The organism is Flavobacterium artemisiae (assembly GCF_042678225.1).
Lineage (GTDB): Bacteria > Bacteroidota > Bacteroidia > Flavobacteriales > Flavobacteriaceae > Flavobacterium > Flavobacterium artemisiae.
On record NZ_JBHUDZ010000012.1, the window covers coordinates 250,187 to 277,117 of the forward strand.

25 protein-coding genes are annotated in these 26,931 nt (G+C 34.1%); 6 read left to right on the forward strand and 19 right to left on the reverse strand.

The genetic code is table 11. The features are described 5' to 3' along the window. Positions 1 to 3 precede the first annotated feature (3 nt). A complete protein-coding gene (locus ACFSC2_RS11770) occupies positions 4 to 960 on the reverse strand; it encodes an MBL fold metallo-hydrolase (protein WP_379815244.1) in 957 nt (318 codons plus the stop codon). Between the two features lie 181 nt (positions 961 to 1,141). On the opposite strand from ACFSC2_RS11770, the gene amaB reads away from it, so the two are divergent. The 6 genes from amaB to ACFSC2_RS11800 all read left to right on the forward strand — a co-directional run bounded on the left by amaB (position 1,142) and on the right by ACFSC2_RS11800 (position 6,400). Beyond that, a complete protein-coding gene (gene amaB / locus ACFSC2_RS11775; RefSeq protein ID WP_379815243.1) occupies positions 1,142 to 2,695 on the forward strand; it encodes an L-piperidine-6-carboxylate dehydrogenase in 1,554 nt (517 codons plus the stop codon). Between the two features lie 110 nt (positions 2,696 to 2,805). Then, positions 2,806 to 3,555: a hypothetical protein gene (locus tag ACFSC2_RS11780; protein ID WP_379815242.1), complete on the forward strand. Its 750-nt coding sequence runs from the start codon at positions 2,806 to 2,808 to the stop codon at positions 3,553 to 3,555. 10 nt (positions 3,556 to 3,565) lie between these two features. Beyond that, positions 3,566 to 4,378: a hypothetical protein gene (locus ACFSC2_RS11785; RefSeq protein WP_379815241.1), complete on the forward strand. Its 813-nt coding sequence runs from the start codon at positions 3,566 to 3,568 to the stop codon at positions 4,376 to 4,378. Positions 4,379 to 4,396: 18 nt separating this feature from the next. After that, positions 4,397 to 5,440: a hypothetical protein gene (locus ACFSC2_RS11790; RefSeq protein ID WP_379815240.1), complete on the forward strand. Its 1,044-nt coding sequence runs from the start codon at positions 4,397 to 4,399 to the stop codon at positions 5,438 to 5,440. A gap of 5 nt (positions 5,441 to 5,445) precedes the next feature. Beyond that, positions 5,446 to 6,009 carry a LemA family protein gene (locus ACFSC2_RS11795; RefSeq protein WP_379815239.1) on the forward strand — a complete coding sequence of 188 codons (564 nt, stop codon included), beginning with the start codon at positions 5,446 to 5,448 and terminating at the stop codon, positions 6,007 to 6,009. After that, positions 5,993 to 6,400: a hypothetical protein gene (locus ACFSC2_RS11800; protein ID WP_379815238.1), complete on the forward strand. Its 408-nt coding sequence runs from the start codon at positions 5,993 to 5,995 to the stop codon at positions 6,398 to 6,400. Before ACFSC2_RS11795 ends, ACFSC2_RS11800 begins: the two co-directional genes overlap by 17 nt. A gap of 44 nt (positions 6,401 to 6,444) precedes the next feature. Here the strand turns inward: ACFSC2_RS11800 and ACFSC2_RS11805 are convergent, their stop codons facing one another. From ACFSC2_RS11805 to aspS, 18 genes are all read right to left on the reverse strand, one after another. Next, positions 6,445 to 9,285: a pectate lyase family protein gene (locus ACFSC2_RS11805; RefSeq protein WP_379815237.1), complete on the reverse strand. Its 2,841-nt coding sequence runs from the start codon at positions 9,283 to 9,285 to the stop codon at positions 6,445 to 6,447. 467 nt (positions 9,286 to 9,752) lie between these two features. Next, positions 9,753 to 10,523, reverse strand: coding sequence for a Bax inhibitor-1/YccA family protein (locus ACFSC2_RS11810; protein WP_379815236.1), 771 nt, complete (start codon positions 10,521 to 10,523; stop codon positions 9,753 to 9,755). A gap of 162 nt (positions 10,524 to 10,685) precedes the next feature. Then, positions 10,686 to 12,077, reverse strand: a complete 1,392-nt coding sequence (locus ACFSC2_RS11815; protein WP_379815235.1) for an NADH-quinone oxidoreductase subunit N — start codon at positions 12,075 to 12,077, stop codon at positions 10,686 to 10,688. Positions 12,078 to 12,137: 60 nt separating this feature from the next. Beyond that, positions 12,138 to 13,580 (reverse strand): complex I subunit 4 family protein, encoded by a 1,443-nt coding sequence (locus ACFSC2_RS11820; protein ID WP_379815234.1) that lies wholly within the window; start codon positions 13,578 to 13,580, stop codon positions 12,138 to 12,140. A 10-nt stretch (positions 13,581 to 13,590) separates the two neighbouring features. Continuing rightward, positions 13,591 to 15,462, reverse strand: a complete 1,872-nt coding sequence (gene nuoL / locus ACFSC2_RS11825; protein ID WP_379815233.1) for an NADH-quinone oxidoreductase subunit L — start codon at positions 15,460 to 15,462, stop codon at positions 13,591 to 13,593. 6 nt (positions 15,463 to 15,468) lie between these two features. Next, complete coding sequence (gene nuoK / locus ACFSC2_RS11830) at positions 15,469 to 15,789, reverse strand: NADH-quinone oxidoreductase subunit NuoK (RefSeq protein ID WP_193846080.1); 321 nt, start codon at positions 15,787 to 15,789, stop codon at positions 15,469 to 15,471. Beyond that, entirely contained in the window at positions 15,789 to 16,328 is a 540-nt protein-coding gene (locus ACFSC2_RS11835; protein WP_379815232.1) for an NADH-quinone oxidoreductase subunit J family protein, read from the reverse strand. Before ACFSC2_RS11835 ends, nuoK begins: the two co-directional genes overlap by 1 nt. After that, entirely contained in the window at positions 16,329 to 16,874 is a 546-nt protein-coding gene (locus tag ACFSC2_RS11840) for a NuoI/complex I 23 kDa subunit family protein (protein WP_379815231.1), read from the reverse strand. Between the two features lie 161 nt (positions 16,875 to 17,035). Then, the gene (gene nuoH, locus ACFSC2_RS11845) at positions 17,036 to 18,088 is read right to left on the reverse strand and encodes an NADH-quinone oxidoreductase subunit NuoH (RefSeq protein WP_379815230.1); all 1,053 of its coding nucleotides are present in this window, start codon (positions 18,086 to 18,088) and stop codon (positions 17,036 to 17,038) included. Positions 18,089 to 18,091: 3 nt separating this feature from the next. Further along, on the reverse strand, positions 18,092 to 19,120 hold the full coding sequence (locus ACFSC2_RS11850; RefSeq protein WP_193846084.1) for an NADH-quinone oxidoreductase subunit G: 1,029 nt from the start codon (positions 19,118 to 19,120) through the stop codon (positions 18,092 to 18,094). A 172-nt stretch (positions 19,121 to 19,292) separates the two neighbouring features. Then, positions 19,293 to 20,663, reverse strand: coding sequence for an NADH-quinone oxidoreductase subunit NuoF (gene nuoF / locus ACFSC2_RS11855; RefSeq protein WP_379815229.1), 1,371 nt, complete (start codon positions 20,661 to 20,663; stop codon positions 19,293 to 19,295). Position 20,664: 1 nt separating this feature from the next. Continuing rightward, positions 20,665 to 21,195 carry a complex I 24 kDa subunit family protein gene (locus ACFSC2_RS11860; RefSeq protein WP_379815228.1) on the reverse strand — a complete coding sequence of 177 codons (531 nt, stop codon included), beginning with the start codon at positions 21,193 to 21,195 and terminating at the stop codon, positions 20,665 to 20,667. A gap of 196 nt (positions 21,196 to 21,391) precedes the next feature. Beyond that, the gene (locus tag ACFSC2_RS11865; RefSeq protein WP_379815227.1) at positions 21,392 to 22,630 is read right to left on the reverse strand and encodes an NADH-quinone oxidoreductase subunit D; all 1,239 of its coding nucleotides are present in this window, start codon (positions 22,628 to 22,630) and stop codon (positions 21,392 to 21,394) included. Between the two features lie 21 nt (positions 22,631 to 22,651). Then, on the reverse strand, positions 22,652 to 23,173 hold the full coding sequence (locus ACFSC2_RS11870; RefSeq protein WP_379815226.1) for an NADH-quinone oxidoreductase subunit C: 522 nt from the start codon (positions 23,171 to 23,173) through the stop codon (positions 22,652 to 22,654). A gap of 1 nt (position 23,174) precedes the next feature. Next, positions 23,175 to 23,723: an NADH-quinone oxidoreductase subunit B gene (locus tag ACFSC2_RS11875; RefSeq protein ID WP_008466114.1), complete on the reverse strand. Its 549-nt coding sequence runs from the start codon at positions 23,721 to 23,723 to the stop codon at positions 23,175 to 23,177. A gap of 165 nt (positions 23,724 to 23,888) precedes the next feature. Beyond that, complete coding sequence (locus tag ACFSC2_RS11880) at positions 23,889 to 24,254, reverse strand: NADH-quinone oxidoreductase subunit A (RefSeq protein ID WP_379815225.1); 366 nt, start codon at positions 24,252 to 24,254, stop codon at positions 23,889 to 23,891. Between the two features lie 243 nt (positions 24,255 to 24,497). Further along, positions 24,498 to 24,692 (reverse strand): cold-shock protein, encoded by a 195-nt coding sequence (locus ACFSC2_RS11885; protein WP_007137066.1) that lies wholly within the window; start codon positions 24,690 to 24,692, stop codon positions 24,498 to 24,500. A 331-nt stretch (positions 24,693 to 25,023) separates the two neighbouring features. After that, positions 25,024 to 26,775, reverse strand: coding sequence for an aspartate--tRNA ligase (aspS, locus tag ACFSC2_RS11890; RefSeq protein WP_379815224.1), 1,752 nt, complete (start codon positions 26,773 to 26,775; stop codon positions 25,024 to 25,026). Positions 26,776 to 26,931: the final 156 nt, after the last annotated feature.

A 26,931-nucleotide genomic window follows, 5' to 3' on the forward strand; every position in this document is an offset into this window, starting at 1 on the left:
GATTTACAATTCCAATTTCTTCCCTTGCTCCGGATAAATAATCTGAACTCCCAGATCGTTTTGATTTTTAATTTGGTCCTTAATTTTAGCAATATTTTTTGCTGGAGGTTTTAAATGTGTGATGATAATTTTCAAACCTTTTAAAGAACCTTTTCCTGCCAAATCTTCCAAAACATGAAGTTCTTTCATTAGATAATTTGGCGTTAAGTGACCGAACAAAAACTTATCTGGCTGTTCGTTTGGAAATGAAACTTCAATCAGAATTCCTTTTAATTTTTTCTCTTGAATTAAAGGCGCAATTGCTGTCCATAGATTCTTTAAATCGGTGCTTTTCTCAACTTCATCCGGACCTGTATCACCAAGATATAAGGCATACGAATCATTATTTTTTACTAAAAAAGCGGTACTTTCAAACGGATTCACGTGACTTAATGGAAAAGCTTTCACAGTCATTGAAGTATTTGTAAGCGGCGTTTCTTCGCTGGTATTTAAAGTTTGAAAATGATATTTTTTTAATAGAAAACCGGGACCGGCATCTCCAAAATTTGCCCAAGTTTGATCATTGAAATAATGATTTTCCATCAGTTCCATGCATTTTTGAGTGGCATAAACTGTTTTTGATGAATCGGCTGGGGAATTTATAATTAACCCAGAAACGTGATCTAAATGAGCGTGAGAAATCAAATAACCTTTTATGTATTTGCGTAAAACTTCGCTTGTCGAAACTTTAAATGTTTTCTTTTCAATTGCTTTTTCAATTCCAGCGTTTACTGTTCCTGCATCCAAACAGATAAAATCTTTGGAATCGGTTGGCGCTATTAAATAAGCCGAAAGATTTTTTTCGTCAATACCACCTTTTACACCAAGTGGAATAACTTGAAAAGATGATTTTTCTTTTTGAGAAAATGTATTAATTGAAACTAAGAGAAAACAAAGGAGAAGCCTGTAAAAAAAGGTCATATTTTTAATTTTAAGTACTGCAAATTTCATTAAATAAATTCAATAATGAGGTTTGGTTTCTGTTAATACTATTAAATAATCTTAAATTTACGTTCATTTATGAATTAACTTCAATCGAAAATTAATTCGAAAACAATATCTTTACAATAAAAATATAACAATTTTAACCAAAAAAGTTACAATGACAACAATAGCATCACAATTTGGAATGGATGAAGCTCTAGAAAAATTGGGCATCAAAAAGATAAATGAAGGAACATCAACAGGATCTAATAATTTTTCGTCTGGAGAAATCTTAGACAGTTATTCGCCAGTTGACGGAAAATTAATTGCGTCTGTGAAAATGTCAACCGCAGCAGATTACGAAAAAGTAATGCAGTCGGCAACAGAAGCATTTAAGACTTTTAGATTGATGCCAGCGCCTCAGAGAGGAGAAATTGTTCGTCAGTTTGGAGAAAAATTGAGACAAAATAAAGAAGCTTTAGGTAAACTGGTTTCTTATGAAATGGGAAAATCGTTGCAGGAAGGTTACGGAGAAGTTCAGGAAATGATCGATATCTGCGATTTTGCAGTTGGACTTTCGCGTCAGCTTCACGGACTTACAATGCATTCAGAGCGACCTGGGCATAGAATGTACGAGCAATATCATTCTTTGGGAGTTGTCGGAATTATTTCGGCATTTAATTTCCCAGTTGCGGTTTGGTCTTGGAACACCGCTTTGGCTTGGATTTCTGGAGATGTATGCGTTTGGAAACCTTCTGAAAAAACACCTTTGTGCGGCATTGCCTGCCAGAATATTATCGCTCAAGTTTTAAAAGAAAATAATCTTCCAGAAGGAATTTCTTGTTTGGTAAACGGAGATTATAAAATAGGAGAGTTGTTGACAAAAGATACTCGTATTCCGTTAATCTCTGCAACAGGTTCAACCAGAATGGGAAAAATTGTTGCCAAAGAAGTAGCAGGACGTTTAGGAAAATCGTTGTTAGAATTAGGAGGAAACAATGCAATTATTGTAACGCCGGATGCTGATATTAAAATGACGGTAATCGGAGCTGTTTTTGGTGCGGTTGGAACTGCTGGACAGCGCTGTACTTCAACTCGAAGATTAATTATTCACGAAAGTATTTATGATAAAGTAAAAGAAGCATTAGTTGCAGCGTATAAACAATTAAGAATTGGAAATCCGCTTGACGAAAATAATCATGTTGGACCGCTTATTGATGTTCATGCAGTTGAAATGTATGCCAATGCTTTAAATAAAGTTGTCGCTGAAGGAGGAAATATTTTAGTAGAAGGAGGAGTGCTTTCTGGAGAAGGTTACGAAAGCGGCTGTTACGTTAAACCAGCAATTGCAGAAGCCAAAAATTCATTTGAAATTGTACAACACGAAACATTTGCCCCAGTTTTATATTTAATTAAATATTCTGGAGAAGTTGACAATGCTATAGAACTTCAAAATGGCGTTGCTCAAGGTTTGTCATCAGCCATTATGACGAATAATCTTCGTGAAGCAGAAAGATTTTTATCTGTTGTAGGTTCAGACTGCGGTATCGCGAACGTAAATATCGGAACTTCGGGTGCTGAAATCGGCGGTGCTTTTGGAGGGGAAAAAGAAACCGGCGGTGGTCGTGAATCAGGTTCTGATGCTTGGAAAATTTACATGCGTCGTCAGACCAATACCATTAATTATACTGCAAATCTTCCTTTAGCTCAGGGAATTAAATTTGATTTGTAAATATTATAACAAACTTTTAAAGCCGTTTTTTCTAAAAATAATAGAAAAAACGGCTTTTTTTATGTTAAATGTTGTAGTATTTTACATAAGTTTGGTAAAATTTCGAATGAATGAGATATAAAATATTTTTGTTGTTAATAATTGTCGGTTTTCTAAGTTGCAATAAAAAAGAAGAGGCAAAAGCAAAAACAGTTGTAGAAACTAAAGACACCTTAAATCCAGAAATTTATGATTATGAAGAAACTGAAAGTGAAGAAATACTTTTAAAACAACTCGAATTTCCAAAAACAGGAAAAAGTGTAGAGGATTTTGTTCTGCAGTCTTGCGAAATAAAAATGAAGGCCGAAGGTTTTTTGAATGATGATTCCCTAACAGATATTGTAATTGTACTGCAGAATGAAAATGATAGGACAGACGATCGTGCTGTTTTGGTTCTCTTGCAGGAAGAAACAGGAGGTTATAAATTACAGGATCTTTCGTGGGAAGCAGTAGGTCCTGAATATCTTGAAAATGGATATCGAATCTATGACAATGAAGAAATTTCTATAGATAAAGAAAGACAGTTGCATATTACGCTTCAGGCAATTGGACCGCCTGGTTCTAGAGAAACGATTTATAAATATATAAATAATGAGTTGACCCTTGTAAAAATGGGTACATTTAATGCTGGAGCTGGTTCTCATTTATCGAGTGAGTACGATTTTATTGCTGGAAAAGTCGATCATGAAGTGACCAATACAATGCATGACAGTATGCCGAGCAGACATGAAACTAAAAAGTTTAATTTAAAAAGACCACCGCTTTTTGGTAGTGACAATCCAGACGAAGTTCGAGAAAAGCTTCCAGCTGGTGATTGGTAAATAGAAAAAAATGGGATTACTTTTTTTAGCAGGATTTACTCCTTTCGGTTATGTTTTTATAGCATTGGTTTTTCTATCTTTTTTGATCGCTTATTTTTGGCTTAAATCTTCAAAAAAAGAGAATAAATTAGGTTGCCTCTCAGTAGGTTTTACAGCTCTTCTGATTTGGTTTGTCTTAATGTTTCCAACGTTTTTTTCATTTATGATTATTGAAAATGGAAATACATTAGCACGGGTTGGAGTAGGTGCTTTTTGGGTTGTAATTTTGTTATTCGGACTTTATTTTGTCTTTGCAAAAAATACCACAAAAGGTAAGAATATTATTTTTTCTATTTTTAAATATGTTTTAATTACCATATTTACGGGGCTGTTTTTGGTCTTGTTTTTTGGAATGGCATATTACAGCTATTTGAGGCTGTTTACAACAGAAAAAAATGGAGATCCGATTTGGGCGGCTTTTTTATGTATCTTTTTTGTGGCAGTATTAATCATTGCAGGTTTTGGAGTTTTTACTCGAAATAATGAAACTGTAAAGAAAGAAAAAACAACTTTTTATGATCTTGAAAAAGCAAAGTTAAAACCAGATTTAGTAATTGAATTGGATTTATCAAAAGCAAAATTGAAAACTTTTCCAGAGGAGATTTTAAAATTTAGAAATTTGAAATTCTTGGTTTTATCGGATAATGAACTTACAGAACTTCCGAACGAAATAAATAAATTGCAAAAACTTATTGGTATCGATTTAAGTAATAATCCGATATCCGATTCAGAAAGAGGAAGAATAAGAAAACAGCTTTCAAAAGAAGTAGAAATTGTATTTTAAACGCCTAAGATATATTGTATGAATGATCTTTTTGATTTTTTGACTCAAAATAAAGCCGATGAAGCGCAGGTAGTTTTTCTGATGCTTTTTAGCTGCGGAATTGCATTGTTTCACACAATAATCTTTTCGGGACTTTTTAATTTTAAATTTCCTGGTTGGCTTTTCTTTGTTTTTTGCCCGCTTTTTGTTGGTGTAAGTTATTTAATTGACGATCATTATCCACTTGCTGTTGTACTTCTTTTATTTGTTTCAGTTTTTGTATTCGCGATAATCGGTATGATTTATTCGGGTATTAAAAGCAGTAAAGAAGAAAAAATAGAAACAGAAAAATTCAACAGGAAACATAATATTCCGAAGACAACATTTGGTCAAAAAATACTGGGTTTACTTATCTTGGTTTCACTTGGAGGAACTTTTTATTATTTGGCGGTAAGCGAAAATTTAAAACTTTTGTTTTTGATAATTCCTGGTTTTATCATCATAAAAAACATATTTTTTCCGAATAGTAAAAGTAGATTTTTCAGAACACAGGCAATCCTTCCTACTTCAAAAATAGGCGCAGCAGCAATGGGATTAGTTGAGGTTGAAGGCGATTTAGAAGAAATTGAACCGATCATTTCACCTTATTTTAATAAACCATGTATCGGATATTCTTATAAAATTGAAAAAGAAAGTAAGCCAGACGATGATGGAAGAACTACTTACAGCACCATTTTTAGTGAAGTTAAAACAGGTAAATTTAAAATTAAAGACGAAACAGGTTCTGTTGTAGTTGATGGAGAAGGACTGGAGTATTTTTTTGATAGAATTGATAATCAAGCTGGAGGAAAAACAAGATATAGCGAAACGTATCTAAAACATAATGATTACATGTTTTTAATTGGATATGCCGGTTCTGATAACGGCAGCACGATTATTCAAAAAGGAAATTCTGACACAGTTTTCGGTATCGCTGAACCGCGAAGTATTTCCTTTAGAAATAAATTCAAGCCTTTATTAGATTCATTTTTGATTACCTTATTCTTTATTTCACTTCTACTTATTTATATCATTTTAAACTAAAAAACATGAGCATTCAAAATATTGTATTAATTGCTGGAGTATTATTACTGATTATATTTTTAAATTTTTTCATTAGAATTTATAACAAGCTGGTAATGCTTAAAAATAATTATGAAAAAGCGTTTCGAAACATTGATGTGATTTTGATGCAGCGAGCTGATGAAGTTCCTGAATTAGTAAAAATTGCATCTAAATTTATGGAACATGAAACATCAATTTTGACAAGCTTAACCAAACTAAGAACCGATTTTTTGAATTCTCAAAGTGTTGCCGATAAAATTGAAAACGCGAATGAATTTTCAAAAGCAATGAAGAATTTGTTTGCTGTTTCAGAGAATTATCCAGCACTTTCGTCTAATTCCAATTTTTTAGAACTTCAAAAAAGAGTTTCTCAAATGGAAGATAAAATTGCCGACAGAAGAGAGTTTTTTAATGACAGTGTAAACTTGTATAATGTGGGAATAGAGGAATTTCCGAATTTCATTTTAGCAAAATTGGCAGGTTACAAACCACAAGCTTTATTTGATGTTACACCAGAACAAAAAAAATACGATGGGGTTCAATTTTAATACTTTTTTTGGATACGAAGAAGCCATTAACGGGATGCGCGACCAAATTTTAATGTACGGTTTTGCAGTTATTATTTTTAGCATTGTTGGGTTGTTAATTTTGGCAATACTACTTAGAAAAGCAGGTTTAGCTTCGATCATTAGTTTTATAATCAATCCATTATTGCTTTGTTTAGGATTAACTCTAATCATTGCCATATTACCTACGATTGTTTTTTATACTTCAGATTCGGAGATATCGGGTGTAAAAATGATTTACAGCTGGATTACGATTTTTACCGGTATGTTATTGTTTGTGATTTTTAATCTCGAAAGTATCAAATACTGTTTTAGAGAGTTTGGTAAAATGAGCGAAAAGCAGGAATTTAGAAATAGGAAAAAATATAAATAATAAAAAGGCTTCCAAATTAGGAAGCCTTTTACGTTTAGTTAGGTTTACTTTTTTATAAGAGTTTGGTTAAATGATCCATTTGAAGTGTGAATTTTGGCCAAATATGTTCCAGGAACTAAACTGCTCATATCAATGCTTTCAGCATTCTTTTCTGAGCTGATTACTAAATTCCCAACGATATTATAGATCAAAACTTTTTCAACTTTCTGATTTGAATCGGCTAAATATAAAGTACTCGAAACAGGATTTGGGTACAATATAATTTTTGAACTTTCTTCGACAGTTATTGATTCTGTTACGTTAGCAGTTTTTAAAGTACCGCTGTAAACAGTGCTAATGTAGAATAAGTTTGCAACAGATCCTTTTGTAATTGAATGCGAACCGGCTGCGATTGATGCAGTAACAATTCCAGCAGAAGCGGTATAAGAGACATTATCGACTTTGATAGTTCCTGTAAAACTGGCATCAAAAACCAATATCAATGTTGAGGCACTTGTTGTCGTATAGTTGATAGTAGTGCTAGACTCAATTTTTAAGCGCTCCGTTAAAGTTAGTCCGTTGTAAGTTACAGAACCTGGTGTCGAATTCATGTTTCCAGTTATAGAATAAAATGAACTTGTTTTTCCAGAAGTTGTAAAATTATGAAGTTCGCTTCCGCCTCCAGAACCTGTTGTAACAGTTATAGTTCCTGAAGCAGTTGCGGGTGTTCCAGCTGTTCCAGAAGTAGTCACAGAGTATGACACATTTGCTGTTGGAGTTCCTGTAATTGTAATTGTTTTTGCTGTTGCATTTTTAACAAAACTTAATCCAGAAGCAGGAAGTCCTGTCACCGTTGCATCAGTTGCGTTACCGCCCCAAGTAAATACTATAGAAGCAATCGCAGTTCCAGAAGAAATGGTTTGGCTATTGTTCCCATTAGATGTTAAAGTTTGAGTTCCTGCAGGCGTAACAGTTATGGTTCCAGATCCCGTTGCAGGCGAACCGCTAGTTCCAGTTGTGGCGATAGAATAGGAAACTGTAGCTGTTGGCGTTCCTGTAATAGTAATCGTTTTTGCCGTTGTATTTTTAACAAAACTTAATCCAGAAGCGGGAAGTCCTGTCACCGTTGCATCGGTAGCATCACCACCCCAAGTAAATACGATTGAAGCAATTGCAGTGCCGCTTACAACCGTTTGATTATTGTTTGTGGTTGAAGTTAAAGTCTGAGTTCCAGCTGGCGGGTTTCCTTCGCCTTGTACAGCAACTAAAGTTCCTGTGTAATTGGTAAGAGCAGATTTTAGAGCCGTTATTACTAAAGAAGAAGTATCATCGGTTGCATTGTTAAATGTCCATTTTAAATCTCCTCCCGAAACGCGTCCTGCGTATTGAGTTGTTTTGGTTTTAGACGTTGCCGGAGTTTCTACAACTAAATTTTTCACATATAAAGCTGCGTCTGTATCAAAGTTGTTGTAGGTATTGGCACCAGATTTAGATTTTACAGAACTGCTTACAACTTCGCCTCTTGTTGCAGCAACATAAGCATCAAAATCTGTTGTTGAGCTGATTTTCCCTGAAATATTATATAAAGGGTTAGGATCATTATAGGCTACAAAGCGCATATTATTTGTTCCGTTTGATGCGTCAAAAGTATTGTTGAAAGCTTTGATACTTCCTCCAGCTTCACCAGAAAAAGTCCCCATTGTTCCAGCATTATTAACTTGATTGGCTTCGTCCCAAATATCCGTTCCTTGAAGAGAAGTTAACATCGGATGTTTACTGTTTCTAAAATAATTTCCTTCAACAAATAGCGAAGAACCCAAAGTTGAACCCGAACCATATTTCGAAACACCATCAAAATAATTATTATAAATGTGAGCAGAATAATAACGAACTCTTGGATGACGTGAATCAGAATGATCAAACCAGTTGTGATGATACGTCACGTATAGTCCAGAAGTTGTTCCTTCGCTTAGACCTAAAAGACTTGCTTTTCCGTTATCCCAAAAGTGATTGTACGACATGGTAATATAAGTCGAAGTTTTATTGTCTAGTGCTCCATCGCCTTTTATTTGGTCCGCATCGCTTCCTGCATTTCCATAAAATAAATCGCAATTATGCACCCAAACGTGGTCATTGTCTTGCTGCATTCCTACGTTGTCCCCAGCGGTACTATTGCAGTTCATAAAACCAAGATTACTCACTTCAATATTCGAAGCCGATTTAAGACGAACTCCCCAACCGTTAGCTACGGCATCATTACCAATTCCTTCAAATGTAACATAGCTCGATGCATTATTGTTGTTTTCTATTACAACATCACCGCCTTCCATAACGGTCATGTCTGTAATATTTCCAATTAAACGAATAATAAACGGACGAGTGTCTTTTCCTTTCTTAATTGCATACAAAATATTCTGTAATCCGATGCACGGGTTAGAACTAGCACCAGTAATATTCATAGAAATGGTATTCTTGGTGTTTTGTGTAATGTAAAGAATTACAGCGTTGTCTTTTGCAGTTCCATCAACTTTGTAACCACCGGGAACACGACCGCCTTCAAAAGCAAATCCGTTTCTGTCATGTGCCGTAACAGTTAAACTTCCTGTTGTAGTACCGTTTCCTTCAACCCCAGAAATTACTGGTTTTACTTTGACAGTATAAGTCCCTGCTTTTAGACCAGGAATATCAGCACGTAAATAAGAACCATAACTTCTAATAAGCTGGTCGTCAATTTTTTTGTCAGTAAATCCATTTCCTGTGTAATAAACATTGTAGGTCTGTGCACCGCTTACGGGTTGCCATTTTACAAATGCAGTTTCAAGCCATCCAGAAGCTTCGTTGATTGTTTGTGCCCATAATTGAGCCGTCATGAGAAAGACAGCTACTAAAAGTAGGTTTTTTTTCATAATTGTTTGGTTTAAGATAGTTAATAAATAAGCAAGTGGTTTTGCTGTCGACACAAGTGGTTTAATTGTAATCGATTACACAAATGTATTTATTAATTATTAATAATATAATTTTTTAGGCTAAAAAAAGATTATCATAATAATTAATCATGGTTATTATGATAAAAATGTAATTTATTGCATTGATTGTAATTAATTACATATTATTGGTTTTTCGAAAACATCTTACAAATACTGATCTTTATGAATTCTTTAAAAATTGATAGCAATTAATGGAGAAGTTTTAAAAAATTTGATTACAAAAAAGTTACATAATTTATTTTGTAAGAAATAATTTGTTTTTATGTTTTTAAAGAGGCAATTTCTTTTTTTGTTGAAGGAGAATTAAACAAAAAAGAATGAATAGAAATAAAAAAAGCCCTTTTGATTTTACTCAAAAGGGCTTTCGGATATGTTGTAAAAAAATATTAGTCTTTACTTGCAAGTTTAGATAGAAGTCTTAAAAACTCTATGTATAACCAAACCAGAGTAATCATTAATCCCATAGCACCAAACCATTCCATAAATTTTGGCATTCTTTCTTGAACACCTCTTTCGATTTGATCAAAATCTAGGAATAAATTTAAAGCAGCAACAATAATCACAAAAACACTTATACCAATACTCATAAATCCGTTTCCGTAATGAACTGGTGTGTAATGAAAGATTAATGAAGCCAGCCAAGAAATTAGATAATAAGTAGCAATCGCTAATGTCGCAGCAATTACAATAGATTTAAATTGCTCTGTAACTTTAACAATCCCGAATTTATATAAGCCAAGACATACTAAAAAGGTTACCAAAGTGGCTCCAACAGCATTTAGTACAATTCCTGGGAATTTTAATTCAAAAATAGCAGAAATTCCTCCTATAAATAAACCTTCAAATAGGGCATAACCGGGCGCTAAGTATGGAGAAAGATGAGGTTTGAAAGCAGCAACCAATACCAAAATAAAACCAACAATTGCTCCTCCGATAGAAGGAATAATCGGATTCATTCCGTTAAAAGCCATCCACCAAGTAACCATTGCACCAGCACAAAGAATTAAAAACAAAATCGCTGTTTTATTTATAGTGCCAGACAAAGTCATTTCCTGATTGTAATCAATAATCTGCGATCCGTTTGCTTCCGCTTTAGAAACTGCATTTGATGAAAAACGCTTATCGCTTAAAAATGGATTTTTAGAATTAAAGTTCATAGTTTAATACGTTTAATTAAACCCAAATATATGGAGTTTTTTTGAAGTGGAATTGCTAGAGAGAAATTTTTAACATGAATTTCTCTTTGAAAAATATCTTTAAAATAAAAAATCCATCAAAAGTGAATTTGATGGATTTTTAATATTGTTATTGAAACGTTTTTATTTCAAAAGATCTAAAACTAATGAAGGAAATAAACCAAGAGCAATATTTAATGCAATTGAAACAACTGCAGCAGCATAAATAAGAAATGGTTTTCCTGTTCTTTCTTGATTTGGTTCTTTAGAATACATTGCAAGAATTAGTTTGAAATAGTAACCAACACTAATAATAGAGTTAATTACAGCAACAATTACTAGCCCGATATATCCTGCTTGAATAGTTTGATTGAATAAGAATAACTTAGCAAAGAATCCAGAGAAGATAGGAATACCAGCCATAGATAATAATGAAGCTGTTAAAATAGCTGCCAATAGCGGATTCGTTTTTCCTAAACCGTGAAAGTTTGTAATATCTTCATTATCGTGATCTCTGCATACATATAAGATAACGCTGAAAGAAGCAATACCAGCCAAAGCATAAGCAGCAGTATAGTACAATAAAACGCCAGCAGAAGCAGAAACCGTTAATAAAGTCATTAACATGAAACCTGCATGAGAGATTCCTGAGAATGCCAGCATACGTTTTACGTTTACTTGTCTCAATGCCATAATATTTCCGACAGACATAGAAGCAATTGAAAGAACAACTACAATAACTTCAAATGTGTGTAAAAGATCTTGATTTTCTAAAGAAGAAATTAAATTTAAACCAGAAACCAATTTAAATAAAGTCGCGATAGCAACCACTTTTGCCAAAGTACTCATTAAAGCAGTTGTTAAAGCAGGAGAACCTTCGTAAACATCTGGAGCCCAGAAGTGGAAAGGAACTGCAGCAATTTTAAACAACATTCCAACAATCATTAAAATCATTCCGATAGGAAACCAGATTGGTAATTCTGCTGATAATGAGCTTTCGCTGATTTCAAGAACATCAAAACTTCCCATTGCACCGTAAATCAAACAAATTCCGAATAAGATAATTCCAGAAGCGAAAGATCCCATCAAGAAATATTTCATACCCGCTTCGTTGCTTTTAATATTCAAACGATCACTTGCTGCCAAAACATATAAAGCGATTGAAAGGATTTCAATTCCTAAAAAGAACATAGCTAAGTTTCCAAAAGAAACCATAGCAACTGCACCGGCAAGTAAGAAAACTTTAATCGCAACAAAATCTGAGATTTTAGTTGGGTGTTTATGATAAAAATTATGACTTAACGCTACTAGGAAAATAGTCAAAATGATGAACAAAGATGAAAAAGCGGTAGAGAACTTACTTACCGTAATCATGTTGTTGTAATAACTTTGTTCCATTCCGAATTCGCAGAAATTAATTGCCAATACTCCTAATAAACCTAAAATGGTAAAAGGAATGATGGCTTTTCTTAAATTAAGAATTTCAAACAATAGGCAGAAAATACCCAATCCTGTTATAGCTATTAATGTATTCATTTTTGTCTTTTTGAGTTAGGAATTTCAGTAAAACGAATCCTAATTTATTTTTGTTTAAAATTAATTCTTATTGATAACTTGTAAAATCGTTTCCAAGCTTGGAGTAATCAAATCTGTAATTGGTTTTGGATAAAATCCGAAGAACAATAAAACAGCGATAATTACTGCAAAAGAAATTCCTTCGTTAAGAGAAACATCTGCAAAAGTTTTTGAATTTGTTTCACCCAGCATTACGTGTTGGAACATTCTCAACATATAGTAAGCTCCTAAAATAATTGTTGTTCCTCCTAAAATAGCAAACCATATATTGATTTGAGATAAACTGTATAATACTGTAAATTCTCCAACAAAGTTAAATGTACTTGGTAAAGCAACAGAAGCCAAAACTAAGATTAAAAACATTGAAGTAAATTTTGGAGACTGAGTACGAATACCGCCTAATTCTGCAATTTCTCTTGTTTCAAATCTTCTGAAAATAACTTCAGCAGCAAAGAATAATCCAACAACTACAAAACCGTGTGCGATCATTTGTAAAACGGCACCTCTTAAACCGTCAAGAGTTAAGGTGTAAGATCCAGCTGCAATTAAACCAACGTGCGCAAGAGAAGAATAAGCTAATAATTTTTTCAAATCATTTTGTCTTAAAGCTACGATAGAGCCGTAGATTACACCAGCAATTCCTAAAGCGATAAAGATGTACATGTATTCTTTAGCGGCAAGCGGTGCAATTGGCAACTGCCATCTGATAACACTATAAAGTCCCATTTTTAGCATGATACCAGATAAAAGCATTGTTCCAACAGTTGGTGCTTTTTGGTAGACATTTGCCTGCCAAGTATGGAAAGGAATAATTGGAATTTTAATAGCATACGCTAAGAAGAAAGCCAAGAAAATCCAGAATTGCTCGCAAGCAGATAATTGTACTTTATATAAATCTTCGATTAAGAAACTTCCGTTTGCTTTTTGAGATAAATAGATAAAAGCAGTTAACATAAATAATGAACCAGCAAGCGTGTAAATAAAGAATTTAACCACTGCTTTTCTGCGTTCTTCAGCATCACCATTACCCCAGATCAAAGCAATAAAGTAGATTGGAATAAGTGCTAGCTCCCAGAAAATATAGTATAAAAGTCCATCAGAAGCTAAGAAAGTTCCTGTCATAGCAAATGCCATGAAAAGAATTAATCCGTAGAAAGCTTTTGAATTTCTGTATTCATTTCCAAAAGAAGAAAATATAATAATAGGAGTAAGAGCAGCAGTAAGTAAAACCATTGCCAAACCTAATCCGTCAGCGTTTAAAGCAAAAGAAATTTTAGGCTGTGTAATCCAGCTGTTGATTACGCTGATATTTTCGCCGGCATTATAATTATTCAATAATACAATTGAACATCCTAAAGCAGCTAAGCTGAAAAGCAAAGCAACTTTTGAAGCTAGTTTGTCACCAGAAAAATAAGTGGCAAAGGCACCAATTAAGAGTATAATTAATATAGTAGAAACGTTCATAGTTATAATATTATTGAGCTAAAAATATATAGGAAATAATGGCACACATTCCTAAAACGAAAACAAATAGATATAATCCGATACTTCCCGATTGTAATCTCTTTCCTTGAAAAGCAATTTCATTCGCAGCTTTACCCAATCCAAAAACAAGAGCAGATAAACCAGTTTCGATATAATCTCTAAAGAATTTAGACAAAGCATTAATTGGTTTTACAAAAATTGCCTCGTAGATTTCATCTACATAATATTTGTCATATAGAAGTCTGCTTACTCCAACAATGTTATCATCAGATTCTGGAACATTATCCTGCTTAAAGTATTTAATGTAAGCAATCAAGATTCCTAATAATCCTCCAACAACCGCAACACCCATTAAAGTGTATTCTGTTGGTCCTAAATGATGTTCTTCGCCAGCTGCCTTTGTAAAAAGAGGAGCAAGGTATTCGTTTAACCAGCTGTTTCCCGGTAAACTAATTAATCCTCCGAAAGTTGCCAAAATAGCTAAGATGATAAGCGGAATAGTGATTAATGAACCACTTTCGTGTAAATGATGTTTTTGCTCTTCTGTTCCTCTAAATTCTTTGAAGAAAGTCAAGAACATTAAACGGAACATATAGAAAGCTGTCATGATTGAAGCAATAGATCCAACAACATATAATGGAATATTGTGGTGGAAAGCTGTCATTAAAATTTCATCTTTAGAAAAGAATCCTGAGAAGAATGGAACTCCAGAAATTGCTAATGAAGAAATCAACATTGTCCAGAACGTAATTGGCATTGCTTTACGCAATCCACCCATATTACGCATATCTTGTTCTCCGTGTAATCCGTGAATTACTGATCCTGAACCCAAGAATAAACAAGCTTTAAAGAAAGCGTGTGTGATTACGTGGAAAACAGCTACTTCGTAAGCTCCAAAACCTAATGCTAAGAACATTAAACCTAATTGTGAAACTGTAGAATAAGCCAATACTTTTTTGATGTCGTTTTGAACCAATCCAATCGTTGCAGCAACTAATGAAGTTATACCTCCAATAATAGCGATTACAAATTGAACATCGTGAGCTAAATCAAAAACAAAGTTTAATCTCGTTACCATGAAGATACCTGCGGTAACCATTGTTGCCGCGTGAATCAATGCAGAAACTGGAGTTGGTCCAGCCATAGCGTCTGGTAACCAAGTGTACAACGGAATTTGTGCAGATTTACCACAAGCACCAATAAATAAACATAAAGCGGCTAAAGAAAGTAATGGAGAACTTTCAGAAACTGCAGTTTGTAAAGTGGCATAATCTAATGTTGAGAACATTGAACCGATAATGAACATTCCGATCAAAAGACCTAAATCTCCAATTCTGTTCATGATAAAAGCTTTTTTCGCAGCATCATTGTAATCTTGGTTTTTATGCCAGAATCCAATTAAAAGGTAAGAACAAAGTCCAACACCTTCCCAGCCGATGAAAAGAACTAATAAGTTGCTTCCAATTACAAGCGTAATCATAAAGAAAACGAATAGATTCAAATACGAAAAAAACTTATGCATATTCTCATCGTCATGCATGTAACTGATAGAGTATAAGTGAATCAAAGATCCGATTCCAGTTACAAAAAGTAACCAAAGAACAGATAATTGATCTAATAAAAATCCAAGATTGATTTTTAAATTACTGATTTGAATCCAGTCAAATAAAGTAACCTGAATTCCTTTTCCTGTAGAAGTAATTTGATTAAAAAGTAAAATTGAAACAACAAAAGAAATTGCCACAGCAACAGTTCCGATTGCACCAGAAACTGTTTTTCCTAAGCTTTTTCCAAAAAAGACATTTACCAGAAAACCCAGTAAAGGAGTTAAAACTAAAATTAAAGCTAAATTGGTATCCATTTCTAATTATCCTTTTAAATTTTTTAAACTATCGATACTAATTGAGCCTAAATTTCTAAAAATAGAAACTAAAATGGCCAATCCTACCGCAACCTCTGCTGCAGCAACTGCCATCGAGAAGAACACAAAAACTTGTCCTTGCGCATCTTGATGATAAGTTGAAAAAGCAACAAATAAAAGGTTTACCGCATTCAACATAATTTCGATAGACATGAAAACGATAATTGCATTTCGTCTGTACAATACACCAAAAATACCAATACAGAAAAGTACAACACTCAAAAAGATGTAATTTTCAATACCTATTTGATTTAATATATTACCCATTATTTATTTAATTTTTCTTTTTTAGACAATAGAACCGTTCCAATCATTGCAACCAAAAGTAAGACCGATGCAAATTCAAACGGAACCATGTATTCGTTCAATAATATTTTACCTAAAACCTGAATAGATTGGAAATCTTCACCAGTAGAATCATATCCGCCAACAATTGGTTTAGAGTTGATGAAAATTGTAATTAAAACAATCACGATCAAACAAAAAGAAACAATGGCACCAAGACGTGTAATTCTAGGGCGGTGCACTTCTCGTTGTTCATTTAAATTCATCAACATTATCGTAAACAGGAAGAGAATCATAATCGCTCCCGAGTAGACTATAATATGTACAACAGCTAAAAACTGAGAATTTAATAATAAATAATGACCAGCAATAGAGAAGAAACAGATAACTAAATAAATAGCACTATGAATCGGGTTTCTGCTAAAAATAGTCAAGAATGCAGTAATAACAGTAATAAACGCTAAAAAGCAAAAGATAACTTGAACAGTTGTTGCGTGTGCAAAATCAGGAATATGTATCATTTAGTTAGCGTTTTTAAGTTGAGCATTTTTCAAAGCCATTTCTAACGGCATTACTAATTTATCTTTCCCAAAAATGAAATCTTCTCTTTCGTAACTTGCAGGAACTAAAACTTTAGACTCTGTTAAGTAAATTGCATCTTTTGGACATGCCTCTTCACAAAGACCACAGAAAATACAACGAAGCATGTTGATTTCATAGATTTCAGCATATTTCTCTTCTCTGTATAAGTGTTTTTCATCCGCTTTACGTTCAGCAGCTTTCATTGTGATCGCTTCTGCAGGACAAGATAATGCACATAATCCGCATGCTGTACAATTTTCACGACCTTGTTCATCACGTTTCAACATGTGCTGGCCACGATAAACAGCACTTCTTTCACGTACTTGCTCTGGGTAATGAATTGTAGCCTTTTTTCTAAAAAAGTGTTTAATGGTAATTAATAAACCTTTTACAATTGCCACAAGATACAATCGTTCCAAAAAAGTCATGTCCTTGTTTGACACCACTTTTTTTCTACCCGATAATGATATAGTTTCTATTGACATTTTTACTATTATAGTTTTATGATTTACAATTTGAGATCAATCAAATTCAAAATCTATTTTGTTTTTATTTGAAGCTAATCCCGCTATCCGCTGTATCTTTTATTTTTTAAAGAAAAAAATAAAAGGATGCCGCTTCTATCGGGGCTAGGGCTTTACGGTTCTTAGAATCCTAACGCAGCTGCGATATCGTGTCTTAAAATAACAGCTCCAGTAATCATGATATTAATGATAGAAAGCGGAATTAAAATTCTCCAGCCTAAGTGCATTAATTGGTCATATCTAAATCTTGGAATCGTCCAACGTACCCACATGTAGAAGAATATGAAGAAACATATTTTTACAAATAATACACCAATTCCTAAAAGGTTAGCAGCATTAATACCAACATTTTCTACCATCCATTGCATTCCTGGATAGTTATAACCACCGAAGAATAAAACAGAAATAATAGTTGCAGAGATAAACATACTTGCGTATTCAGCAAATAAGTAGAAACCCATTTTCATAGAAGAATATTCTGTATGGTATCCTCCAATTAATTCACTTTCACATTCTGCTAAATCGAAAGGAGTTCTGTTAGTTTCAGCAAATGAACAGATTAAGAAAATTAAAAATGATAATGGCTGATAGAATACATTCCAATTCATACCTTGTTGCTGCAATGAAATTTCTTTTAAACTCATTGTTCCAGTCATCATCAATAATGCAATCATTGATAATCCCATGGCAACTTCATAAGAAACCATTTGAGAAGCCGCACGAATTGCTCCCATCAAAGAGAATTTATTGTTAGAAGCCCATCCACCAATCATGATGCCGTAAACTCCAACAGAAAGTACTCCGAAAATATATAATAATGCAATATTTACATCTGTTGCCTGAAGAATAATATCTTTTCCAAAAAGGTGTAATCTGTCTCCCCATGGAATTACAGCACTTGTCATTAAGGCTGTACTCATTGCAATTGCAGGACCAACTACGAATAAAAATCTATTTGGCGTGTTTGGGAAAAACTCTTCTTTCGAGAACAATTTCATACCATCGGCAAGTGGTTGTAATAAACCTCCCCATCCCGCACGGTTCGGACCAACACGATCCTGAAGGAAAGCAGCAACTTTACGTTCTGCCCAAGTAGAATACATTGCCATAATCATAGTTATCGCAAAAACGACAACAATAACAACACTCTTTTCTATAATAAATGCACTTTCCATTTCTTATTTTTTATCGTTTGTAGTTAATGGAATTGATGCCATACTAATCTTTTTACGGTCAATATCTCTACCTAAAAGAATGTTCTTCTCAGTATCGATTTCAACTTTCTCTAATTTTTGAGTGTAATTATTTTGGTTGATTACAGAATCTTTTTCAAATTCTCTCGGTCCTTCAATAACCCAATCCTTAACATCTTTATGATCAAAACGGCAGCTGTTGCAGATAAATTCTTCAACTTCATGGTACTCGTCTTTACGACCAGTTACACGCTGAATTTCACCACCAAACATCCAAACAGTTGTTTTACCGCAGCATCCTGGAGTAGTACATTCTCTGTGTGCGTTGTAAGGTTTATTGAACCAAACTCTTGATTTGAAACGGAACGTTTTATCTGTTAAAGCTCCAACTGGACAAACATCAATCATGTTTCCAGAGAACTCATTTGTAATAGCTTTAGAAATACAAGTTGAAATATTAGCGTGATCTCCACGATCTAATACTCCGTGAACTCTGTTGTCTGTTAATTGATCTGCAACTTGTACACATCTTTGACAAAGAATACAACGGTTCATATGCAGTTGAATATTTGGACCAATATCTTCTGGCTCAAATGTTCTTTTTTCTTCAATGTAACGTGATTTCGGATTTCCGTGCTCGAAACTTAAATTCTGTAAGTCACATTCACCAGCCTGATCACAAATAGGACAGTCTAATGGGTGATTGATTAATAAAAATTCTGTTACAGATTTACGAGCCTCAGTTACTCTTGCAGACGATTTACTGTTTACTTCCATACCGTCCATACATCCTGTTACACAAGATGCCATTAATTTCGGCATTGGTCTCGGGTCAGCTTCACTACCTTTAGAAACTTCAACTAAACAACAACGACATTTACCGCCGCTGCCTTTTAATTTTGAGTAATAGCACATGGCTGGTGGAACAAGATCTCCTCCAATCATACGTGCAGCCTGCAGGATCGTTGTTCCTGGTTCTACGTCTATACTTTGACCGTCTATGGTTACTTTCATCTCTCTATTTTGTTTTTTTAGTTTCACGTTTAAAGTTTCAGGTTGTTGAACGTGAAACTAGAATAACTTGAAACTTGAAACTATTTTAAACTTTTTTGTTGAAAGTCGGAATATTCAAAAGATTTGCTGTCCTTTTAATATTTTTAACTTTATAACTTTCTGCTATATGTTTTTATACGATTACTTTACCGCCAACTAAATGTTTTACCTGAGAAAAAGGCTCAGCTACAAAGTGATCTCTATTTTTAATTTTTTCTGGGAAACGAACGTGATATTCAAATTCATCTCTAAAGTGACGAATCGCAGCAGCTACTGGCCAAGAAGCGGCGTCACCAAGTGGACAGATTGTGTTTCCTTCAATTTTACTTTGAATGCTCCACAATAATTCGATATCTTCTTCACGACCTTGACCGTTTTCGATTCTCCATAAGATTTTCTCTAACCAACCTGTTCCTTCACGACATGGAGTACATTGTCCGCAAGATTCGTGGTGGTAGAAACGAGCAAAATTCCAAGTGTTTCTTACTACACAAGCAGTGTCGTTGTAAACGATAAATCCTCCAGAACCTAACATAGATCCAGTAGCAAAACCACCATCACTTAAAGATTCGTAAGTCATTAAACGATCTTCTCCGTTTGCTGTTTTGAAAATCAATTCAGCTGGTAAAATTGGCACAGAAGAGCCTCCCGGTACAAATGCTTTTAATGGACGGCTAGATGACATTCCTCCTAAATATTCATCAGAATTCATGAATTCGTCAACACTTAAACCTAGTTCAATTTCGTAAACTCCAGGGTTTTTGATGTGTCCAGAAGCAGAAATTAATTTAGTTCCTGTAGAACGCCCAATTCCAATTTTTGCATAATCTTCACCAGAATTGTTGATGATCCAAGGCACCGTTGCAATAGTTTCCACATTGTTTACTACTGTTGGGTTTGCCCAAAGACCAGAAACTGCTGGGAAAGGTGGTTTAATACGAGGATTTCCTCTTTTACCTTCCAAAGATTCGATTAATGCAGTTTCTTCTCCACAGATATATGCTCCAGCTCCACAGTGTACGTGAAGTTCCAAATCATAACCTGTTCCTAATATATTTTTTCCTAACCAACCGGCAGCTTTAGCTTCGGCGATTGCTCTTTCTAATATTTTGAAAACCCACATATATTCTCCACGAATGTAGATATATGAAAGGTTTGCGCCTAGAGCGTAGCTCGAAGTAATCATTCCTTCGATCAATAAGTGAGGAATAAATTCCATCAAATAACGATCTTTGAAAGTTCCCGGTTCAGACTCATCGGCATTACACACTAAGTGTCTTGGTTTTCCTGATTTTTTATCGATAAAACTCCATTTCATTCCAGCAGGGAAACCTGCACCACCACGTCCGCGAAGACCTGATGTTTTTACTTCTTCAGTAACTTCGTCTGGGGTAAGGGTTTTTAAAGCTTTTTCTACAGAAGCATAACCACCATTTTGGCGATAAACTTCGTAGGTTTTAATTCCAGGAATATTGATTTTATCTAATAATATTTTTTGTGACATCTTATTTATCGTGTAATATTATTTTATCATCTCTACAATCAGCAATGATCTGATCGATTTTCTCTTCTGTCAATTTTTCTTTGTAGAAATCTCCCAACTGCATCATCGGAGCGTATCCGCAAGCACCTAAACATTCTACACCAGCAATGGTAAACATTCCGTCTGGAGTTGTTTCGCCCATTTTAATGCCTAATTTTTCAGAAGTGTAATCCATTAAATCTTCGGCACCTCTTAAACAACAACAAGATGTCTGGCAAAACTCGAACATGTATTTTCCAATTGGTTTTTGGTTGTACATAGTATAAAAAGTCACCACTTCATAAACTTCGATTGGTTTAATCTGAAGAATTTCAGCAACTTTATCCTGCAATTCGATACTTAACCAGTTGTTATGTGCATCCTGAACTTCATGCAAAACAGGCAGTAAAGCCGATTTTTGTTTTCCTTCAGGATAATGACTAATCAATTCATTGATGCGAGCCATCAATGCTTCCGTCATATTTATTTCTTGTTTGTAATGTTTACGTTCCATTTTTAATTTTAGATTTCTGATTGTAGATTTTAGATTTTTTTAATCTTTGTCTATAATCTATGATTCTTCAATCATTTTTTAAGTTTTAGATTCTTCAATCTGAATTTTTCAATTCTTAATTATAATTTTTAAATCTAAATTCTAAAATCTGCGCTCTCAATCAGCAATCTAAAATCTAAGATCTAAAATCTACAATTTATGCGTCTAGTTCTCCTGCGATAACATTTAAACTTGATAAAATTACAATTGCATCAGACAGTAAAGCGCCTTTAATCATGTCTGGATATGCTTGATAGTAAATAAAGCAAGGTCTTCTGAAATGTAATCTATATGGAGTTCTGCTTCCGTCAGTAACTAAATAGAATCCTAATTCTCCGTTTCCTCCTTCAACAGGATGATAAATTTCTGCAACTGGTACAGGAACTTCTCCCATTACAATCTTAAAGTGATAGATTAATGATTCCATATTATTATATACGTCTTCTTTTGGAGGAAGGTAATAATCTGGAACTTCAGCATGGTATTCGTTTCCGGCCGGCATTTTGTCCAAAGCCTGACGAATAATGCTTAAACTTTCCCAAACTTCAGCATTACGAACACAGAAACGATCGTAAGTATCACCTGATTTTCCAACAGGAACTATAAAATCGAAATCTTCGTAAGATGAGTAAGGCTGAGCCACACGAACGTCATAGTCAACTCCGGCAGCACGCAAGTTTGGACCTGTAAATCCATAAGCCATTGCTTGTTCAGCAGTTATAGCACCAACGTTTACAGTTCTATCAAGGAAAATTCTGTTTCTTTCGAATAAGTTTTCGAATTCTTTCCAAGCAACTGGAAATTCTTCAAGGAAAGTTTCAATTTTTTTGAAAGCTTCTGGCGACCAGTCTCTTTCAAATCCTCCGATTCTTCCCATATTGGTTGTTAAACGAGCACCACAAATTTCTTCGTAGATCTCGTATACTTTTTCTCTAAATTGAAATACGTACAAGAAACCAGTATACGCACCAGTATCTACACCTAAAATAGAGTTACAGATTAAGTGGTCTGTAATACGAGCAAGCTCCATTACGATAACTCTTAAATATTCTACTCTTTTTGGAACTTCAATACCTAATAATTTTTCTAATGTCATCCACCATCCCATATTATTGATGGGAGATGAACAATAGTTCATACGGTCTGTTAGAGGTGTAATTTGATAAAAAGGACGATTTTCGGCAATTTTTTCGAATGCTCTGTGGATGTAACCAATAGTTGGTTCAGCCTCAAGAATTCGCTCACCGTCCATCAAAAGGATGTTTTGAAAGATACCGTGTGTTGCAGGGTGTGTAGGACCTAAATTCAGTACAGAAAGTTCACTTCCGTCTTCATTTAAACGTTCCTTAATTATTTTAGCATAACGATGCTCTGGTGGTAATAATAGTTCTGACATTCTATAATGTTGAATTATTTTTTAGCAATTTGATGGTGTTCTTCCGAAGAATCTATCATCTTTATCTGTTCTTCCGCTGTCTTCCAAAGGAAACTCTTTTCGCATAGGGAAAGACTGCATTTCATCCATATTTAAAATACGTTTCAATTGAGGATGTCCGATAAAGTCAATCCCGTAGAAATCGTAGGTTTCTCTTTCCATCCAATTTGAACTCAAGAATATGTTTGAAATAGATTTAATTTCTGGTTTTTCTCCGTTTAAGAAAACTTTGATTCTTACTCTTTTGTTTTCGTACCAATTGTGTAAATGATATACAACTGCAAACTGACGCTCTGTTTCATTATCTGGATAATGAATACCGCATAAATCAGTTAAGAAATGAAAACGTAATTCAGGATCATTTTTAAGGAAAAGGATCAGCGGTTTAATAGTGTCTGCTGAAGCTTCTAAAGTAAAAATATCTCTTTCCTGCTGAAAGTTAAAAACATCATTATTGAATGTCTCTATCAGTTTATCTTGAATTTGGGTATTTTCTAAAGCCATTTTATGAGATATTATAGGAAGCTAATAATTCTTGGTATTCTGGAGAGCTTCTTCTTCTCACAGATTCGCTTTTTACCAACTCTTGAAGTCTCATAACACCGTCTACAATTTGTTCTGGTCTTGGCGGGCATCCTGGAACGTAAACATCTACTGGGATTACTTTGTCAATTCCCTGAAGAACAGAATACGTGTCAAAAACTCCTCCTGAAGAAGCACAAGCTCCAACTGCAATTACCCAGCGAGGCTCAGACATTTGCTCGTAAACTTGTCTCAAAATAGGCGCCATTTTTTTTGAAATAGTTCCCATTACCAATAACATATCTGCCTGACGTGGAGAGAAACTCACACGCTCCGAACCAAATCGTGCTAAATCGTAGTGAGATGCCATTGTTGCCATGAATTCGATACCACAGCATGAAGTCGCGAAAGGAAGCGGCCATAATGAGTTGGCTCTTGCTAAACCAACAACATCATTAAGTTTTGTTGCGAAGAAACCTTCACCAACAACTCCTTCTGGCGGTGCAACCATATTTACTTTTGAATCGCTCATTTTATTTTAGATTTCTGATTTTAGATTTTAGATTTGTTTGAAATCGTAAAAAGTAAAATCAATTTTTTAAATCAAATTTTTTATTTGAGGAATTAAACTCTAAATCTTTAATTCTAAATCATTCTTAAATCTAAAATCAGCAATCTAAAATCTAAAATCTCTAAATTATTCCCACTCTAAAGCTTTCTTTTTGATGATGTAAAAGAAACCAACTAAAAGCAAAGCCATGAAAACAATCATTTTTAACATTCCTTCAACTCCTAAATCTTTGAAGTTTATTGCCCAAGGATAAAGGAAAATTACCTCTACGTCGAACAATACGAACAAAATTGCAACTAGGAAATATTTTACTGAGAAAGGAATACGGGCATTACCAACAGATTCGATACCACATTCGAAGTTTTTATCTTTAACTTCAGAGGTTCTTCTTGGACCTAATTTTCCAGAAATAATGATTGTTCCTACCACAAAACCAACAGCCAGAATAAGCTGCATTAAAATAGGGATGTAACTGTATTGATCAGATTGCATAAACTTCGATTTTATACTTAAAAAATGAGCCACAAAGATAACTTTCAACTCTGTAAAACACAAGCTAAAGGGGGAGATAAGTAGTGCTTGAAACCGCGTTTATATGTAATTTTTATTGATTATAAATAACAAAGAGTTTTTTTAATATTTTTTTAAGAAATGTCCAAAAAAAAACGTCTCGAAATTAATCGAAACGTTTTTCTTAGACCATTCAGGCAAAAAAAATAAATTGCTATATTTTTCTTAGATCACCGCTACTTTTGCAGCAACTTTCCCTTTTCTTCCTTCTTCTTCTTCATAGCTTACACGGTCACCTTCGCGTAATTCTTCCGCGTTAATTCCTGAAGCGTGAACGAAGATATCTTTTCCTGTTTCTTCGTCTGTAATGAATCCATAACCTTTAGATTCATTGAAAAATTTTACTGTACCTGTACGCATTGTAATTGTAATAATAATTTATAATAAAACAAATGTAAGATTAAAATTCATACAAAAGACATAGAGGTGTTAATTTTTTGTAAAAATTATTGATTTACAGAGTTTTTAGTGTATATATTGTGTCTATATTGAAACTGTGTAGGTTTAAATGAGAATCATTAATAATACTTCAAAAAGTAAGAACTTTTTTACGATATATTTTCTTCATTTTGTCGATTTTTTTTGCTTTTCATCGATTATTTTGACAAAAAATAGAAACTAAAATAATTTCAAAAAAAATGCTGCAGCGATTTAAGGCTGCAGCATTTTCATTATTTATGAAATATGTTTTTTAAACTAAATCAACTTTAATATGTAGTTCTTTTAATTGAGCATCATCAATTGCAGCAGGTGCATCGATCATTACATCGCGTCCAGAATTATTTTTTGGGAAGGCAATAAAATCTCTAATCGTTTCCTGACCTCCTAAAATTGCTACTAATCTGTCAAGACCAAAAGCCAATCCTCCGTGTGGTGGTGCTCCAAATTGAAAAGCATCCATCAAGAATCCGAATTGTGCTTTTGCTTCTTCTTCGCTAAATCCTAAATATTTGAACATTAATTGTTGTGTCGCTTTATCGTGAATACGAATAGATCCACCGCCAATTTCGTTTCCGTTTAATACCATATCATAAGCATTTGCACGAACTTTTCCTGGTTCTGTTTCTAACAAAGCTAAATCTTCTGGCTTTGGAGAAGTAAAAGGATGGTGCATTGCGTGGTAACGGCCGCTTTCTTCATCCAATTCTAATAGTGGGAAATCTACAACCCATAATGGAGCAAATACTTCGGGATTACGTAATCCTAAACGAGTTGCTAATTCCATTCTAAGTGCAGATAACTGCGTGCGTGTTTTGTTTGCTGGACCAGAAAGTACAAAAATCATATCTCCAGGTTTTGCACCTGTCGTTTTTGCCCAATTTGTTAAATCTTCCTGATCGTAGAATTTATCTACAGAAGATTTAAAAGTTCCGTCTTCGTTGCATTTCACATACACCATTCCAGAAGCTCCAACTTGAGGACGTTTTACCCAGTCAATTAATGCATCGATTTCTTTACGAGTATAATTTCCTGCGCCTGGAACCGCAATACCAACTACTAATTCGGCAGTATTGAATACGGGGAAATCTTTATGCTGTGCGAATTGGTTTAATTCACCAAACTCCATTCCGAAACGAATGTCCGGTTTGTCATTTCCGTATGTTTTCATAGCATAATCGTAGGTAATTCTTGGGAATTTATCTACTTCGATGCCTTTTATTTCTTTTAATAAATGTCTTGTCAATCCTTCAAAAACATTCAAAATATCTTCTTGCTCAACAAAAGCCATTTCGCAGTCAATCTGTGTAAACTCAGGTTGACGGTCGGCACGTAAATCTTCGTCACGGAAACATTTTACGATTTGAAAATATTTATCCATTCCACCCACCATCAATAATTGTTTGAAAGTCTGTGGAGATTGTGGCAACGCATAAAACTGTCCTTCGTTCATACGGCTTGGTACAACGAAATCTCTCGCTCCTTCTGGAGTAGATTTAATTAAATAAGGAGTTTCAACTTCGCAGAAATCTAAATCAGATAAATATTTACGAACTTCCATTGCCACTTTGTGACGGAATAACAAACTGTTTTTTACCGGATTTCTTCTGATATCCAAGTAGCGATATTTCATTCTGATGTCTTCACCACCATCTGTTTCATCTTCAATTGTAAATGGAGGAGTAAGAGCAGCATTTAGGATAGTCAATTCAGAAACTAAAATTTCGATTTCACCTGTTGGGATATTTTTGTTTTTAGCCTCACGCTCAATTACAGTTCCTTTTACCTGAATTACAAATTCACGTCCAAGTGTTTTTGCCAATTCAAAAACGTTTTTATCAGTACGACTTTCGTCGAAAATAAGTTGTGTAATTCCATAACGGTCGCGTAAATCGACCCAATTCATAAATCCTTTATCACGTGATTTTTGAACCCAGCCCGCAAGTGTAACTTCGGTATTAATATTTGAAGCGTTTAATTCGCCACAATTATGACTTCTATACATAATCAAAATTTTAGACTGCAAAAGTAAATACAAAATTCAAGATAATATAGTAAAGTGATAAACTTGATGTTTATTATTTTAAATATTTTGTTAATTCTGAAATTTGGAAGCTTTAAATTCTTTAGTTTTGATTCACTAAAAACTAAATTAAATACC